We start from the raw sequence: 15,315 nt of genomic DNA, 5'->3' as shown, positions 1-15,315 counted from the left end.
TGATGCATTGCCATGGATCTCCGGGTGGCCATTTTGCGGATTGATCAGCATCGGCGCCGGAGTCGTTTCTGGCCGGGCCGGGTGTGGCAGCACTTCCTTCGAATGGGCGGTTTTCGGCGTTGCACCGGGATGATGGATTGATGGAGGCTGGATGAATACGCGAATTGTCTTTCTTGAGCGGGATTCGGTGCCCGTGGCGTTCCGCAAGCCCGCGTTCGCGCATGAGTGGGTGGATTTTGGGCATACGCATCAGTCACGGGTGGTGGAACGGTTGGTCGGCGCGCAGATCGCCGTGATCAACAAGCGGCGGATCGGATCGGCCGAGCTCGAAGCCTTGCCTGGGCTGCGAATGATCGCCCTCGCGGCGACCGGCTCGGACAACATCGACCTCACCGCGTGTGCGACGCGTGGCGTAGTCGTGAGCAACGTGCGTGGCTATGCGCTCAGAAGCGTACCCGAGCATGTCATGGCGCTCGTTCTCGCGCTGTCGCGCCGCTTGTTCGAATATGTCGGTGACGTACGGGCCGGGCGCTGGGCCACGGCGCCAAACTTTTGCTTCCTGGATCATCCGATCAGTGATCTGCATGGCAAGACCCTGGTGCTGGTTGGTGCCGGCGCGCTGGGCGAAGGAGTGGCGCGGCTTGCGCAGGGATTCGGCATGGAGGTCGTGCGGGCCGAGCGCCGCGGCGTCCCGTCACCGAGGCCGGGATACCGGCCATTCGACGATGCCCTCGCCCTGGCCGACGTGGTCAGCGTTCATTGTCCTCTGACAACCGAGACCCGAGGGCTCTTCGATAGCCGGAGCTTTTCGTTGATGAAGCCGGGGGCGCTGTTCATCAACACCGCCCGTGGTGGTGTGGTTGACGATCAGTCGCTCGTGAACGCGCTGAAGGCCGGAACGATCGCCGGTGCCGCCATCGACGTGCTGACGACCGAGCCGCCCGCCGCCGATCATCCCTTGCTGGCCGGAGACATACCAAACCTCCTGATCACGCCACATGTCGCCTGGGCTTCCCGGGAAGCCATGGAGAGCATGGCCGGGCAGGTGATCGAAAACATCGAGGCCTTTGTCGGCGGCACGCCGCGCAATCGCCTTGTGTAAGCATCCCTTCGGCGCCCGCGTGGGCTGAGCCGTTATACTGGGCCATCAATCCGTAATATCAAGGCAAGGGAGCTGGACGATGAGTCCGACAGCAATCGAGGTAGTAGGCGCGGCGCTTTTCGGCATCGCGGTGGCGCATACCTTCCTCACGAAATATTTCGAGCACCTCGCCCATATTCAGCCGGCCCATGCCGGCGTGTGGCATCTGCTCGGCGAGGTCGAGGTCGTATTCGGTTTCTGGGCCTTTGTATTGCTGGCCTTCATGTTCTTCAACGCCGGCCCTGGCTCGGCGACTCACTATCTCGAGGGCCTCAATTTCACCGAGCCGGCCTTCGTCTTCGTGATCATGGTCGTTGCGGCCAGCCGACCCATACTCGAGCTGTGCAAGATCGGCGCTCGCAGTGTCGCGAGTTTCATGCCGATGAAGGACGCGATCGCCTTCTATTTCGTCTGTCTGTCGATCATTCCGCTGCTGGGCTCATTCATTACCGAGCCGGCAGCGATGACGCTGGCCGCCATCATGCTGCGCGACAATTACTACACGCAGGGTATTTCGCGTCGGCTGAAGTACGCCACGCTGGGGGTGCTCTTTGTGAACATCTCGATCGGCGGAACCTTGACGCCTTTCGCCGCACCGCCGGTGCTGATGGTGGCGGGAAAATGGAACTGGGATATCTGGTTCATGCTCGCCAACTTCGGTTGGAAAGCCGCCGTCGCGGTCGTCGTCAACGCGGCTGCGGTAACGATGCTCTTCAAGACCGAGCTCGACAAGTTCGAGAGGCTTGGCGGCGACAATGAAAGAAGCGTGCCATTTACCCTGATGGCAGGGCATGTGCTGTTCCTGTTCGGTGTGGTTGTCTTCGCGCACCATCCGGTGATGTTCATGGGCATCTTCCTGTTCTTTCTCGGGGTTGCCGAGGCCTACAAGCACTACCAGGACCGCTTGATCCTCCGCGAGGGCCTGCTGGTCGCCTTCTTCCTGGCGGGGCTGATCACACTGGGCGCCTTGCAGAAATGGTGGCTCGCGGACGTCCTTGGCGGCATGAGCGATACAACCCTGTTCTTCGGTGCAACGGTGCTTACCGCCATTACCGACAACGCCGCGCTGACCTACCTCGGTTCGCTGGTCGATGGTGTTTCGGAAGGCTACAAGTACTCGCTCGTGGCTGGCGCGGTGACCGGGGGTGGGCTCACGGTCATCGCCAACGCGCCCAATCCGGCCGGTTTTGCGATGCTGCGCTCGAGTTTCGATGACGGCGCGATCAATCCGCTCGGCTTGCTGCTGAATGCGCTTCCGCCGACCCTGGTCGCAGTGCTTGCCTTCCAGCTCCTGTAAGGAGGTCGGCGTGCTCGAGCCGGGCTGCGACACGGCATTCCTGATCGCGCCGCCCGGCACATGTATCGAGGCGCTCGACGCGCCACCCGCCTGGGCAGTGGGGTGGTAGGCGGGTCGGGCGCTTCCAGATGGCCGAGCCGATCGACCCCGATCTCCCGACGGGAGCAGTCGCCGGCCGGCGGGGCGGCGCCAGCCGGTTCCTTTGCGATGAGATGCTCGGGCGTCTCGCCCGTTACCTGCGCGCCGCCGGTTACGATACGGTCCTGGCGGCCGGCGGCTTGCCTGATTCGGTGTGGATCGGGCTTGCTCATCGCGAAGCAAGACTGCTCCTCACCTGTGATCGCGCGCTCGCGCAGGGCCGCCATGCGCGAGACTTGATCGTCAACCTCGAGCAGGGTGATCTCGATCGTCAGGCGGAGGCATTGCGCAAGCAATGTGGGGTCGACTGGCTGTGGCGGCCCTTCTCGCGTTGCCTCATCGACAATTCCCAGCTCGAACGCGCCGATGCCAGTGCGGTCGGTTTCGCGATGCATGGTATCGACACCGCGTCCTTGCGGATCTGCCCCGGCTGCGGGCGTCTCTACTGGGCCGGTTCCCACCATCGACGCATGCATGAGCGCCTGCGTGTCTGGCAGCAACGCTAAGCGGTTTGGCGCCTCGCCGGACTCTCACTCAGTCGTGGCGTCAATCGGGGCCAGATTTTCCGGTGGCTCAGGTGATGCGGGCGAGTTGCTCGGCGAGGAACCGCTCCAGCCTGGGATGTTCGGCGTAGGCAACGTTGAAACGCAAATGGGGGGACGGTTGGCAGTTCGGGCGGAAGACGGCGCCGGGTGCCAGGACGATATCGTGTTCGACGCCGAGGTGTGCGAGTGCGGTCGAGTCATTCAGACCCGGTACCCGCGCCCAGACGAACTGCCCCCCGCCCGGCTCGTTGTCGACCACCATGCCGACTCTCTCGAGCATGCGCAGGGTCCGGTCGGTCGCGCGGGCAAGGCGTCCCTGAAGGCGCTCGACGTACTTTCGATAGTGACCTTCGGTGAGCATCAGGTGCACCAGCCGCTCGCTGAATTCGGGGCTCGAGAGCGCGGTCATGATCTTCACATCGGTGAGCGCCTGGGCAAGGTCGTAGCGACAGGCGAGGTAGCCGACCCGGAGGTTTCCTGAGATGGTCTTGGAGTAACTCCCGATCTGGATGACGCGTTGCAACTGATCGAGCGTTGCCAGCCGCGTTGCCGGGCCCTGCTGCATGTCACCGTAGATGTCGTCATCGGCAATCAGGAAATCATGCTTTTCGGCAAGTTGCAGGAGGCGAAACGCGACCGCGGGAGAGATGCACGTACTGGTCGGGTTGCTCAGTACCGACTGGGTGAAGAACAGGCGTGGCTGATGATGTGCCAGCAGTGTTTCGAGCGCCGCGACATCGGGTCCGTCCGCATTGCGGGGGACGCCGAGCAGTCGGATGCCCTGCAATCTGAGCTGGGAAAACAGGTTCCAGTAGCCGGGATCGTCGACCAGTACGCAATCCCCTGCCTTCAGAAAGTAGCGAGCGATCAGATCGAGGGCCTGGGTCGCGCCATAGGTCAGAACGATCTGGCCCGGTTGGGCTCGGATGCCGAGTTCGGCCAGGCGGATCCGCAACTGGTCTCGTAGCGGCGCGAATCCCTGGGGGGTGCCGTAGCTGGTCGGGCGGGTGTCGGTCCTTCTGAGCAGCTGGCGCAGGTTGCGCAGGACCTCGTCTTCGTCCAGCCATTGGGGCGGGAGGTTGCCGGCTGCGACCTGCACCCGGTTTGGCGCGTCATCGGCAATTTCGCGCATCAACCAAACGCCATCCACCGCACGCTCGACCCGTTCGATCATCTCGGGTTCCTCACCGCCCGTCCGGCGGGCCGAAACATAGAAACCCGAGCCTCGCCTCGAGTCGAGGTAACCCAGTGCGACCAGGCGGTCGTAGGCCTCGACCACGGTGAAGCGACTGATCTGATGCGTTTCGGCGAGGCGGCGGATGGGCGGAAGCTTCATCCCTGCACGCAGGATGCGGTCGTCGATCTGGCTGCGCACGCCACTGACAATCTGCTCGACCAGCGCGATCGGCCGGTCCGGGTCAACGTGAATCTGGAGCATTGCAAGTCCCCTGCAATCGGTCGTGACTGTCATGGTTCCGGAACCGTGACAGTCCTGAACGCCTTGGGCTGATTTGGTGATGTTTGACTCTCAAGGTGTTCGGTAGTGTCAGGTTGTGCGGATTTTATTGTCAAGGGGTGGGCTATGGTGAGCGTCGATCTTTTCAAACGAGGTGTGGCGTCGGTTGCACTGATTGCGGCTGCGCTCGGGCTCGGCGGTTGTGAAGCAGGGTCGGAACCGCTGGTGTGGAAGGCGCAGCAGTTTGCATTCGTCGTGGATCGTGGACGGGGTGCCTTGCAGGTGCTTTCCGTACGGTCCGGCGTGTCTCTGTTGAAAACCATCCATCTCGGGCCGCTCAAGGACCAGCCGGCAATGTTTGTGGACGAATCCCGGGCCGTGCTCTGGGTTCGTGGCGATGCTCAGCTCATGCGCTTCGATCTGCCGTCGTTGCAGGGTTCGGGCAGGTGGCCCCTGCCGGCCGATGCGCAGGGCGCCTCCCTCGAGGTGAGTCCGAGCGGGGCGGTCACTCTGTATGCCGCCGGCAAGTCCTTCGTCATTGAAAGCCGCTTCGTCGCCGAACTGACGCCTGCGCTGGCGCCGTCGTGATGCGGGCAAAAGCTGCGGAGGGTCATCTACCGCGTACGCGGTAAAGTTTTGCCCGCAGTGGTCGATCTAGCTGTGCAGCGCCATCGTTTCTCCCGGCGCATGACAGGGATCGATTCACGAGGAGTGCAGGCAGATTGCATTCGCGTTCAATGGCGAAAATCGCGGCGCTTGCGCTCGCTTATGTACTTGGGGGGTGGTTCGGCCTCGCCTTGGCGATTCCGCCGGGATATGCGACAGGTATTTTTCCTCCGGCCGGCATCGCGCTGATCTGTGTACTCGCGTTCGGCTACCGGGTATTGCCGGGCGTGTGGCTGGGATCGTTCGTACTCAACGCGGTGATTGTCGGTCCTGCAGGGTCGCCGGGCGCCGTGGCGCTTGCCGCGGCGCTGGCGACCGGAGCCTGTTTGCAGGCGCTTGCCGGGGCGTGGCTCGTTCGCTGGCGCCCGGGATATCCGTCAAGCCTCAGCCGCGCGAGGGACGCACTGCAGTTCGTATTGCTCGGCGGTGCGGTGGCATGTGTCGTCAGCCCGACAGTCGGCGTTACGACCTTGTGGCTGAGCGGGCGGCTTCCGACGTCGGAATACGCGATCAACTGGTTTACCTGGTGGGTCGGCGATGCACTGGGCGTCTTCGTGGCCGGACCGCTTGCATGGGCCGTGGTGGGAGCGCCGGTGGCGGTCTGGAGAGGTCGCCGATCGACGCTTTTCCCCGCGCTGCTCGGAACGCTCGGCATCGTCGTCGGGATTTTCCTGATAGGAGCCGGCAAGGAAAGGCAGAGCATCGCGCGTGATTTCGAGGACAGCGCAACGCAGGGGGCGAACGTCCTGCGCTCCGCCATCGCACGCAACCTCGATGCCTTGTTCGCCACCGAGCGGTTCGTCGCGTCGGTCGGCACGGATGTCCTCGATCGAGAGCGCTTCCGGCTCTTCGCGGGTCCTCAACGGGATATCAATCCCAACCTGCAGGGCCTGAGCTGGAATCCGTGGGTGCCGCGGACGGGGCTTGCCGACTTCCTGCAGCGAATGTCGGCTCTGGGCGGGCCGACGATGATGTTCCAGCGAAATGCCAGTGGCGGACTGGAGCCGGTCGGTGATCGCCCCGCATACATGCCCGTTGCGTTCATCGAGCCGCTCGACGAGAACAGCACTGCGGTCGGTTTCGACATCCTTTCGAGCCCCGCACGGGCCGCTGCGGTGGCCAGCGCCCGCGACACCGGGGAGGTTGTGTCGACGGGCCGCATCCGTCTGGTGCAGGTTGATGACGATCAGTTCGGGGGGCTGGTCATGTATCCGCATTATCGCGGCGGACGTCTTCCGCCAACCCTCGAAGAACGCGAGCGGGAATTCCTGGGAGTTGCCGTCGCGGTATTCAGATGGGGCGACATCGGGGCTGCGGTCAACGCCGCGTTCGGCGGCGAAGGTGTCAGCGCGTGTCTGGTTGACCTTTGGGCCGCAAGTGGAGAACAGCGGCTTTTCGGGCCGCATGGCTGTGAGTTGCCGAGCGCCGAAAACGGTCTCGTGCTGACGTCTTCCGTGTCCAGCCTCGGGCGCCCGCTCGAATTGCGGGTAACCGCCACACCGGCTTTCGTCGCCGCGAATCGCGGCTGGCAGTCGTGGACCCTGCTTGTCGGGGGCGTGGTGTTCACCGGTTTGCTGGGCCTGCTGCTGCTGGTCGTTACCGGGAGCCGCGCGCAGATGGAGGCCCTTGTCGAGCAACGCACCCGCGAGCTGAGCGACAGCGTTGCCGGGCTCGCCGAGGCGCGCAACCGGCTCGAGCTTTCACTGGAGAGCTCACAACTCGGAATGTGGGATTGGCACATCGAGAGCGGGCAGGTCCTGCTGTCCGAGGGGTGGCGCGCAATCGCGGGGCGCGAGGCGCCGCTCCGTTACGGGTCGCTTGGCGATCTGGTGCGGACTTTCTTCAGTCCCGATGATTTCGACGCGCTGCGCGAGCGCCTGATTCCGGTGCTGAAGGGGGATGAACCCTACTTTCGGACAACCGTGCGGACGTGGCTCGGCGACGGGCGGCAGATCTGGGTCCATTGTCATGGCAAGGTCGTGGCGCGCGACGACAAAGGCCGCGCCCAGCGCGTCGTCGGCACCTGTGCGAACGTGACCGAGCAGGTCGAAAGCGAAGCCTTGTTGCGGGAGCGCGAGGCGCAGCTGCGACTTGTGACCGAAAATGTGCCGGCCCTGATCGCGCACTTCGATCGCAACATGAAACTCCTTTTTGCCAACCGACAGTTTGGCGGCGTTTTCGGCGACAGGACGGCGTCGCCGTTGATCGGCGCAGACCTCGATTTGCTGCCCGGAGATGCAACGGCGGACTGCATGAAGGCGCACTTCGACGAAGTGCTGAGCGGCAAGCCGACTTCCTTCGAATTTGCCTTGCCGGGTTCGGAGGGCGGCGCAGCCGGGCGAATCATGCATTGTCATCTGGTGCCGGACGTGGATGGCGTTGAGGTACGTGGCTGCATCGCGCTCATTTCCGACATCTCGGATCAAAAGCGCCTCGAATCCGCGCTGCTCCAGCGCGAAGCGCAGATCCGGCTTGGCGTCGAGGCCGGCGGTGTGTTTCCGTGGGAGTGGGATGTGGCCAGTCGCAAGCTGCGTTGGGCGCGCTCGCCCGAGGAGCTGATCGGCGTCGAGCTGGTGGAGGACATGCGGCCCTTCATCCATCCTGATGATCTTGTCCGCTACAAAGCGGCCGGGGCTGCGACGATTCTGCGGGGCGAGCCGTACGTACTCGATGCCCGGATCGTCGACGTCCATGGCACCGAGCGCTGGCTGGCCGCCCGCGGCGAGGGCATGAAAGGCCATGATGGCCGGGTCGTGAAGGCTTTCGGCGTGGTGATCGATATCTCGCTGCGCAAGCAGATGGAAGCGGCACTCGAAGTTGCGCGTCAATCAGCGGAATCGGCCTCCCGGGCGAAAAGCGATTTCCTGGCCAACCTCAGCCACGAGATCAGGACCCCGCTCAATGCGGTACTGGGCATGACCGAGCTGGTACTCGAATCGGAACTCGAGACGGATCAGCGAGGCATGCTCGAATCGTCGCTCTATGCCGGGCGGGCATTGCTGCAGATGATCAATGACCTGCTGGATTTTGCCAAGACCGAGGCGGGCCATCTCGATCTGGTCGAGGCGCATTTCAGCCTGCGCACCCTGATGAGGAACACGGTAAGACCGTTTGCGATGCGCGCGGCGGACAAGGGGCTCGCGTTCAGGCTCGATGTCGCAACCGACGTGCCCGACTGGCTCCTCGGCGATTCGGGCAGATTGCGGCAGATCCTGTTCAACCTGCTCGGCAATGCGCTCAAGTTCACCGCTGAAGGCGGGATCACGGTGTCGGTCGGTGCCGATGCGCTGACCGACGATAGCTGCATGTTGAGTTGCAGCGTCTGCGATACCGGTATCGGCGTTCCGAGCGACATGCGGGAGCGCATCTTCGACGCATTTACCCAGGTGGATGCGAGCACGACGCGCGAGTACGGCGGTACCGGCCTCGGGCTCAGTATCGTCAGGCAGCTCACGCACGCCATGCGAGGCCGCATTTCGGTGACGGACGGGGAGGGCGGCGGCAGCTGCTTCCGTTTCTCAGTACGCGTCGCGCGGGGGCAGGGTATTGCGCCCGTCGTGGGCGATTATCACGGCGGTCCGGTAGTGGTGGCGGCGGAATCCGAGGCATTGCGCGGGACGCTCGTCGCCTGGCTCACGGCCTGGGGGCTGCATGCCCGCGAGGTGGAAAGCGCCGATCGCATCGACGCCGCCCTCGACGGGCGTCCCGACTTGCTGATCGCGTCTTCGGCAATGATCGAGGCTGGCCTCTCGCGGGTGGGTGAGTGCTTTGCCGGGGCCGGCCAGGCTCCGAGGATCATTCCGCTTGACCGTGGGGCGCTGGTCGGGTTGCCCGCCGGGCTTGCCTGCGATCCGCTCGACGAACCGTTGTCGCAGCGGCAACTGATGGATCGCCTGGTGGAATGTCTCGAATCCCGGCAGCGTGCCGAAAAGGTGGCCGATCTTCCAGAACAGATCGGGGCGACGGTCATGGTGGTCGAGGACAATGCCGTCAATCGTCAGCTTGCAAGCCGTATGCTCGGCCGCCTCGGGCACCGGGTGGTGACCGCCGAAAACGGGCGCGAGGCGCTTGAAATGCTTGCGACCAACCGTTGCGACATCGTCTTCATGGACATGCAGATGCCGGTGCTCGGCGGTCTCGATGCGACCCGCATGCTGCGCGAGATGGAGGCGGAGAAAGGTGTCGAGCCCGTACCCGTGATCGCGCTGACCGCGAATTCACACGAGCTCGATCGTCAGCGCTGCGTCGAGGCAGGCATGAACGACTTTCTCTCCAAGCCCTTCCGAAAGGTCGATCTGGCCAGGATGATAGCCCGCTGGTTCGGTAGCGGAAGTTCCCCCCAGCATGTCACGCATGCCGTGCCGGGTGATGTCGGCACGCGACGCAGTGCGCCTCCGCCGGGCATCGACATGGCTTGGGTTCGTCCGCTGCAGGAGGCTCTCGAAGATGATTTCGATCTGATCGTCCGCCAGGTGCTGGATGAAATGCCTGGTGCCATGGCGCTGCTGCGTTCGGCGTTTGAACGAGGCGACCCCGATGCCTTGCGCCAGTCGGCGCATGCGCTCAAGGGGTTGGTTCAGAGCATCGGGGCGATGCGTCTTGGCGAACTTGCCCTGGCAATCGAGCAGGCAGGCCGTCAGCAGAAGAACGAAGGGGTCGCGGCGTTGCTCGTGCAGACCGAAGAAGAGGCCCGGGTCGTCACCGAGGCTCTGAAAGCGCTGCTCGAGTGACGCCCGGATTCATTTCGCTGCGTTGCTTGCGACGCGTATTCCGATCTCGCTCGCGAGCCCGTGTTCACGCCGCCTTCGGAGTCCGCTGTGGGACGATCCTGGTCGCAGCCGAAATGTTGGCCTCTGCAAGCTCTACCGCCTTGCGGGTGGTCTTGCTGAACGTGTCATAGGCCGAATTGGCTGCGTCGATCGCGGATTTGACTGCCGCGACGGCGAACTCCGATCCTGCCGGTGCTGCTTTCGCGGCCTGTTCCAGGGTGGTCGCGACCAGCTTGTTCATCTCACCGGCATTCTGCTCGACCACCGAACTGGCCTGCTCGGCACTCTGGATCACGATCTCGTAAACGCTGCGCAGATAGGCCAGACTCTTGGCGATGGCGGGCTCGAACATCGACGACTGCAGCATGACCAGTTCTTTCGGATCCTTGGAGGTCAGGATGGCCTTGCCGCCGCTGACGGATTCCTCGATCGCCTTGCGGCCGGTTTCGATGTTGAGCCGTGACAGGCGCTCCAGGCTTTCGGAGCCGAGGCGACTCAGCGTGAGGGCGGTCTCGAAGCTGGCCTTCTGGCCGGCCGAGATGTTCTGAATGATTGCGGACATGTTGAATTCTCCGATAATTTGAGGCTTGAATTGACTGGCGATGTTGCGCCGCACAATCAGAGTTTATTCTTCGAAATCCGTAAGTCAAGTTAAAATTGGTGCATCGCAGCAATGGTGATCCGGCGGCGAGGGCGCGCTGCTCTGTCGAACGCAATGCAGAGGCGCAGAGCGTCAGTTTCTCGCCCGAGCGGCAAGCCCTGCGGCCATCGCCGACAAGCTCCGGTAGGCCTCGGCAGCGGTTCCGTCCCACTGGTCGAGCGCTGCGGCCTGACGGCTTACGAGCGCGGTATCGCCGCGGGCCGCCGGACCGGTAAGCGCGGCTGCCGGGCCGAGACGCAGGCTGTTGTCGATGGCGTTGCGGACGAGGGGCTCGAGCAGGGCCATCGCGGTGCCATCATCCAGACCGCTCTCGCGGTAGGCGCGCAGGGCCACGTCGAGCAGGACGGTGGTGAAGTTCGACGCGAATACCGAGCCGGCGTGATAGAGCAGCTTGCGGTCCGCATCGAGCGCGAAACATCGTGCGCCGATTGCAGTGAAAGCGGCTTCGAGCGTCGCGCGTGCCGAGGGATCGCCTTCGATGCCGCACAGGCAGCCCGAAAATTGCGTCACCGCGCGAGCCGGGTCGGCGAAGCTCAGCGCCGGGTGGGCGCTCGCGACGGACCAGCCACGCGCGGCAAGTGGCGCGAGTTCGTCCGAGCCCAGAGCGCCGCTGCAATGGAAGGCCAACGCCTTTCCGGGAAGCGAAGGCCGCGCCGCAAGAGCGGCTGCGACGGGCCCGATCTCTCGATCGGGCACCGAGATCAGGTAAGCGTCCGCGGGTTCGAAGGCATCGAGCGACGGGACCGCGCTGCCCGCACCGATGAAGCGTACCGCCGCGTCGGCACTGCCCGGGGTTCGCGTCATCACGCCGCCGACGGAAAAGACCTGCGTGTGGCACCACAACTGACCCAGGGTGCGGCCGACCTTGCCGGCGCCGATGATGTTCAGCGTGGGGCGCTTCGGGGCGGATGTCATGTCGAATCTCCTCGAGTGCGGTGCGTCAGTCGGTCCCGGTCCGTTCGTCGCTGTCATTGAAGCTGGTGATCCGGGCGACCCGGAAGGTGCCTTGCAGCGACTGGAGTTCGGCCTCGTGAAGGCCGGCCAGGCGCGCGAGATGGGTCTCGCCGGCCGGCAACAGGCTGACTTCGACCTGGCGGCGGTCGGACTGACTGCGCTGGCGCTGAACCAGGCCGAGCTTTTCGCAGCGTGAAATCAGCGCAACCACGCCGTGGTGCTGCAGCTGGAGGCGTTCCGCCAGTTCGCCGACCGAGGCCCAACTGCGGCCGGGAAAGCCGCGGATGTGCAGCAGCAGCAGGTACTGCAGCGGCGTGAGGCCTTCGCTGCGTGCCGCCGTCTCGCTGAAGTGCAGGAATCGGCGCAACTGGTAGCGGAACTCCGATAACGCTTCGTACTGATCCTTGCCGAGGATGCGTCCTTCCGCCTCGCTCATTGATGTACTCGCTGTTGGGATGCAGCGTCTTATATCACACCCTTCCCGAACCGCCGGGCGCGGGGACCGGCCCCCCCATGCCCTTTTTATGTCACAACATGATATGTTTCCGCTCCCGCGCCTGAATCCGGGATCCTGTCCCGGCGCGCTCTCGTTGGTATGACCCGTGTCCCGATTTTTTTCCTGGCTCAGATCCTTCGTTCCGGAGTCGATCAACGTGAGCTGGCGCGAATGGTTTTTCAGCTGCCTCGGCGCCTTCATCGGCCTGGTCTGTACCGAGCTGATCGGCCGTCATACGCTGGGCGCGCTGAACCCCTGGTTCGTGGCGCCGATGGGCGCGTCCGCGGTACTCCTGTTCGCGGTCCCGTCGAGTCCCCTGGCCCAGCCCTGGTCGATCGTCGGTGGCAACATGGTGTCTGCCGTGGTGGGGGTGAGCTGCGCATCGCTGATCGAGGCGCCGGGCATGGCCGCCGCGCTGGCGGTGGCGCTGGCAATCGGCGCGATGATGAAGCTGCGCTGCCTGCATCCGCCGGGTGGTGCGGTGGCGCTGACATCGGTGCTGGGTGGCAGCGCGGTGACCTCGCTCGGATACCAGTTCGTGTTCTGGCCGGTCGGCCTGAATTCGCTATGCCTGCTCGTGTTCGCGCTGATCTTCAATCACGCGGCCGGTCGTCGCTACCCGCACGGCGCGCCGGTCGTCGTCCATCCGCATGGTACGCACGATCCGCTGCCGAGCGAGCGCCTCGGCGTGACCCTGGCGGACGTCGACGCGGTGCTGGCCGTCCGGGGCGACTTCATCGACGTCAATCGCGAGGACCTCGAGGGCCTGGTGGTGGCCGTCGAGCGCCGGATTCATCAGCGCTTTTTCGGCGAGCTGCGTTGTGAGGACGTCATGTCACGCGACGTCGTTTGTGTCGATGCGGGCGCCTCGCTGGTCGAGGCGTGGACGCTGCTGACCCGTCATCAGGTGAAGGCCCTGCCGGTGGTCGCCGGGGAGCGGCTCGCGGGGATCCTGTCGTTGCACGATTTCTTCGTTTCGCGGGCGCGGCCGCACGAGCTCGACGCTTCACCCGTCTTCAATGCGGACAGCAAGGTGCGCGATCTCATGTCCGCTTCGGTTACCACCGCGGCGCCGGGACAGGCGGCGGTGGAGCTGGTCCCGCTGTTCGCCGACCAGGGGCTTCATCACGTCCCGGTGGTCGATGTCGCACAGCGCGTGCTCGGCATGTTGACCCAGTCCGACCTCGTGGCCGCGCTTTTCCGGATGCGCATCGAGGAGGCACTCTCGGGCGCGCCGCGCGCCGCGGTCTGAAGCCGCGGCGGCGCCGCTCATTCGTGGCGCAGCGCGTCGATCGGGTCGAGCCGCGCGGCACGGCGCGCAGGGAAGAAACCGAAAACCACGCCAATCAGCGCCGAGATGCCGAAGGACATCACGTTGATGCCGGGGTTGAACAGGTAGGGAATGTTCATCAGCGACGACAGGCCGAGCGAGGCACCGGTCGCGAGGGCGACGCCGACCAGGCCGCCGAGGCTGGACAGCACCACCGCCTCGATCAGGAATTGCAGCAGCACCTCGTGCTCCAGCGCACCGATGGCGAGGCGAATGCCGATCTCGCGGGTCCGTTCGGTCACCGACACCAGCATGATGTTCATGATGCCGATGCCGCCGACCAGCAGACTCACCGCGGCGACCGCACCGAGCAGGGTGGTCATCACCCGGGTGGTGCTCGACAGCGCCTGGGCGATCTGCTTGGTGTCGAGCACGTTGAAGTTGTCGTCCTCGTTCTCGCCGATCTTGCGCCGCTCGCGCAGCAGCTTCTCGACCCGCGCCTTGACCGTATCGGTGGATACACCGTCATCGGCGGAGACGAGAATGGTGCGCACGTCCTGGTTGCCGGTCAGGCGGCGCTGCACGGTGCGGATCGGCATGATCACCACGTCGTCCTGGTCCGAGCCGAATGCCGACTGGCCCTTTGACGCCAGCACGCCGATCACCTGGCAGGAGAAATCGGCCACGCGCATCATCTCGCCGAGTGGGTCGCCACCGCCGAAGAGCTCGCGCTGGATGGTGCTGCCGATCACGCAGACGGCCTTGCCGCCGCGTTCTTCCGCCTCGGTGAAGATCCGTCCTGAAGAAAGCGTCCATCCCGCCGCGGTGAAATAGTCCCGCGTGCCGCCGGTCGCCACGGTGGACCAGTTGCGCGAGCCGACCACCACCGAGGCAGACTTGCGCGTCTCAGGAGCAACCGCCTTCACGCCGCTCACCTGCGCGGCAATGGCCTGCACGTCGGCGATCTTGAACATTGGTGCGCCGGCGCTGCCGCCGGGGCCCATGCGCTGCCCCGGACGCACCATCAGCAGATTGCTGCCAAGGCTGGAGACCTGGTCGGAGATCGATTTGGTGGCGCCGTTGCCGAGTGTCACCATGGTGATCACCGCGGCAACGCCGATGACGATGCCGAGGATGGTGAGAAAGGAGCGCAGCAGGTTGCGACGGATTTCGCGCAGGGCAAGCTGCAGAGTGTTCCAGATCATGCGCCGTCCGTCCTCGCTGGCTGCTGATGGTCGTGTGCCACCCGCCCGTCGACGAAATGAACCTGACGACTGGCGTATTCCGCCATGTCGGGCTCGTGCGTCACCATCAGCACGGTGATGCCATGCTGGCGGTTGAGTTCGGTGAGCAGTTCCATGATCTCGCGGCTGCGTACCGTGTCGAGGTTGCCGGTGGGCTCGTCGGCCAGCAGTACCGTCGGATTGGTGACGATCGCGCGGGCGATCGCCACGCGTTGCTGCTGGCCGCCGGACAGCTCGGCCGGGGTGTGGTCTTCCCAGCCATCGAGCCCCACCTGAGCGAGGGCCTTGCGCGCTGCGGCATGGCGGCTGGCCACGCCTTCGCCGCGATAGAGCAGTGGCAGCTCCACGTTCTCGAGTGCGGAGGTCCGCCCGAGCAGGTTGAAACCCTGGAACACAAAGCCGAGAAAGTGGCGCCTGAGCAGAGCCCGCTGGTTGCGGTCCATCGTTTCCACATGCACCCCCTGGAAGCGATAGCTGCCGGAGCTGGGGGTGTCGAGGCAGCCGAGGATGTTCATCACCGTCGATTTGCCGGATCCGCTCGGCCCCATCACGGCAACGAATTCACCGGCCTCGATGCGCAGATCAACCCCGCGCAGTGCCTGGAATGCCGCCTGACCACTGCCATAGGTCTTGGTGATGCCGGCCAGTTCGATCAGCGGTGGAGCGGTACCTGTCATG

12 protein-coding genes are annotated in these 15,315 nt (G+C 64.6%); 6 read left to right on the top strand and 6 right to left on the bottom strand.

Features of this window, described 5'->3' with window-relative positions:
* Positions 1–151: 151 nt before the first annotated feature.
* From GQB03_RS02010 to GQB03_RS02000, 3 genes are all read left to right on the top strand, one after another.
* Entirely contained in the window at positions 152–1,102 is a 951-nt protein-coding gene (locus GQB03_RS02010; RefSeq protein WP_159683493.1) for a D-2-hydroxyacid dehydrogenase, read from the top strand.
* 79 nt (positions 1,103–1,181) lie between these two features.
* Positions 1,182–2,438 carry a putative Na+/H+ antiporter gene (locus GQB03_RS02005; protein ID WP_159683490.1) on the top strand — a complete coding sequence of 419 codons (1,257 nt, stop codon included), beginning with the start codon at positions 1,182–1,184 and terminating at the stop codon, positions 2,436–2,438.
* A gap of 128 nt (positions 2,439–2,566) precedes the next feature.
* Entirely contained in the window at positions 2,567–3,082 is a 516-nt protein-coding gene (locus GQB03_RS02000) for a Mut7-C RNAse domain-containing protein (RefSeq protein WP_159683487.1), read from the top strand.
* Positions 3,083–3,149: 67 nt separating this feature from the next.
* Here the strand turns inward: GQB03_RS02000 and GQB03_RS01995 are convergent, their stop codons facing one another.
* Positions 3,150–4,559: an aminotransferase-like domain-containing protein gene (locus GQB03_RS01995; RefSeq protein WP_159683485.1), complete on the bottom strand. Its 1,410-nt coding sequence runs from the start codon at positions 4,557–4,559 to the stop codon at positions 3,150–3,152.
* Between the two features lie 243 nt (positions 4,560–4,802).
* Here GQB03_RS01995 and GQB03_RS01990 point away from each other — a divergent pair, with 243 nt between their 5' ends.
* A complete protein-coding gene (locus GQB03_RS01990) occupies positions 4,803–5,165 on the top strand; it encodes a YncE family protein (protein WP_159683482.1) in 363 nt (120 codons plus the stop codon).
* 149 nt (positions 5,166–5,314) lie between these two features.
* A complete protein-coding gene (locus GQB03_RS01985) occupies positions 5,315–9,973 on the top strand; it encodes a CHASE domain-containing protein (protein ID WP_159683480.1) in 4,659 nt (1,552 codons plus the stop codon).
* Between the two features lie 64 nt (positions 9,974–10,037).
* Here the strand turns inward: GQB03_RS01985 and GQB03_RS01980 are convergent, their stop codons facing one another.
* The 3 genes from GQB03_RS01980 to GQB03_RS01970 all read right to left on the bottom strand — a co-directional run bounded on the left by GQB03_RS01980 (position 10,038) and on the right by GQB03_RS01970 (position 12,063).
* Entirely contained in the window at positions 10,038–10,574 is a 537-nt protein-coding gene (locus tag GQB03_RS01980) for a phasin family protein (protein WP_159683477.1), read from the bottom strand.
* Between the two features lie 171 nt (positions 10,575–10,745).
* Positions 10,746–11,588: a Rossmann-like and DUF2520 domain-containing protein gene (locus GQB03_RS01975; protein ID WP_159683474.1), complete on the bottom strand. Its 843-nt coding sequence runs from the start codon at positions 11,586–11,588 to the stop codon at positions 10,746–10,748.
* A 25-nt stretch (positions 11,589–11,613) separates the two neighbouring features.
* Positions 11,614–12,063 (bottom strand): MarR family winged helix-turn-helix transcriptional regulator, encoded by a 450-nt coding sequence (locus tag GQB03_RS01970; RefSeq protein WP_159683472.1) that lies wholly within the window; start codon positions 12,061–12,063, stop codon positions 11,614–11,616.
* Between the two features lie 217 nt (positions 12,064–12,280).
* On the opposite strand from GQB03_RS01970, the gene GQB03_RS01965 reads away from it, so the two are divergent.
* Positions 12,281–13,375, top strand: a complete 1,095-nt coding sequence (locus tag GQB03_RS01965) for an HPP family protein (RefSeq protein WP_235026899.1) — start codon at positions 12,281–12,283, stop codon at positions 13,373–13,375.
* A 17-nt stretch (positions 13,376–13,392) separates the two neighbouring features.
* On the opposite strand, the gene GQB03_RS01960 is transcribed toward GQB03_RS01965, so the two are convergent.
* Complete coding sequence (locus GQB03_RS01960) at positions 13,393–14,598, bottom strand: ABC transporter permease (RefSeq protein WP_159683467.1); 1,206 nt, start codon at positions 14,596–14,598, stop codon at positions 13,393–13,395.
* The gene (locus GQB03_RS01955) at positions 14,595–15,314 is read right to left on the bottom strand and encodes an ABC transporter ATP-binding protein (protein ID WP_159683464.1); all 720 of its coding nucleotides are present in this window, start codon (positions 15,312–15,314) and stop codon (positions 14,595–14,597) included. Before GQB03_RS01955 ends, GQB03_RS01960 begins: the two co-directional genes overlap by 4 nt.
* Between the last annotated feature and the right edge of the window lies 1 nt (position 15,315).

It is taken from the genome of Cognatazoarcus halotolerans (assembly GCF_009800965.1).
Lineage (GTDB): Bacteria > Pseudomonadota > Gammaproteobacteria > Burkholderiales > Rhodocyclaceae > Cognatazoarcus > Cognatazoarcus halotolerans.
The sequence above is the reverse complement of the archived record's forward strand: the minus strand, read 5'-3'. Positions and strand labels throughout refer to the sequence as shown.

Excerpts from the sequence above, each read along its gene's own strand:
- GQB03_RS02010 (WP_159683493.1), top strand. The coding sequence starts at position 152 with ATGAATACGCGAATTGTCTTTCTTGAGCGGGATTCGGTGCCCGTGGCG.
- GQB03_RS02005 (WP_159683490.1), top strand. The coding sequence starts at position 1,182 with ATGAGTCCGACAGCAATCGAGGTAGTAGGCGCGGCGCTTTTCGGCATC.
- GQB03_RS02000 (WP_159683487.1), top strand. The coding sequence starts at position 2,567 with ATGGCCGAGCCGATCGACCCCGATCTCCCGACGGGAGCAGTCGCCGGC.
- GQB03_RS01995 (WP_159683485.1), bottom strand. The coding sequence starts at position 4,559 with ATGCTCCAGATTCACGTTGACCCGGACCGGCCGATCGCGCTGGTCGAG.
- GQB03_RS01985 (WP_159683480.1), top strand. The coding sequence starts at position 5,315 with ATGGCGAAAATCGCGGCGCTTGCGCTCGCTTATGTACTTGGGGGGTGG.
- GQB03_RS01980 (WP_159683477.1), bottom strand. The coding sequence starts at position 10,574 with ATGTCCGCAATCATTCAGAACATCTCGGCCGGCCAGAAGGCCAGCTTC.
- GQB03_RS01975 (WP_159683474.1), bottom strand. The coding sequence starts at position 11,588 with ATGACATCCGCCCCGAAGCGCCCCACGCTGAACATCATCGGCGCCGGC.
- GQB03_RS01970 (WP_159683472.1), bottom strand. The coding sequence starts at position 12,063 with ATGAGCGAGGCGGAAGGACGCATCCTCGGCAAGGATCAGTACGAAGCG.
- GQB03_RS01960 (WP_159683467.1), bottom strand. The coding sequence starts at position 14,598 with ATGATCTGGAACACTCTGCAGCTTGCCCTGCGCGAAATCCGTCGCAAC.
- GQB03_RS01955 (WP_159683464.1), bottom strand. The coding sequence starts at position 15,314 with ATGACAGGTACCGCTCCACCGCTGATCGAACTGGCCGGCATCACCAAG.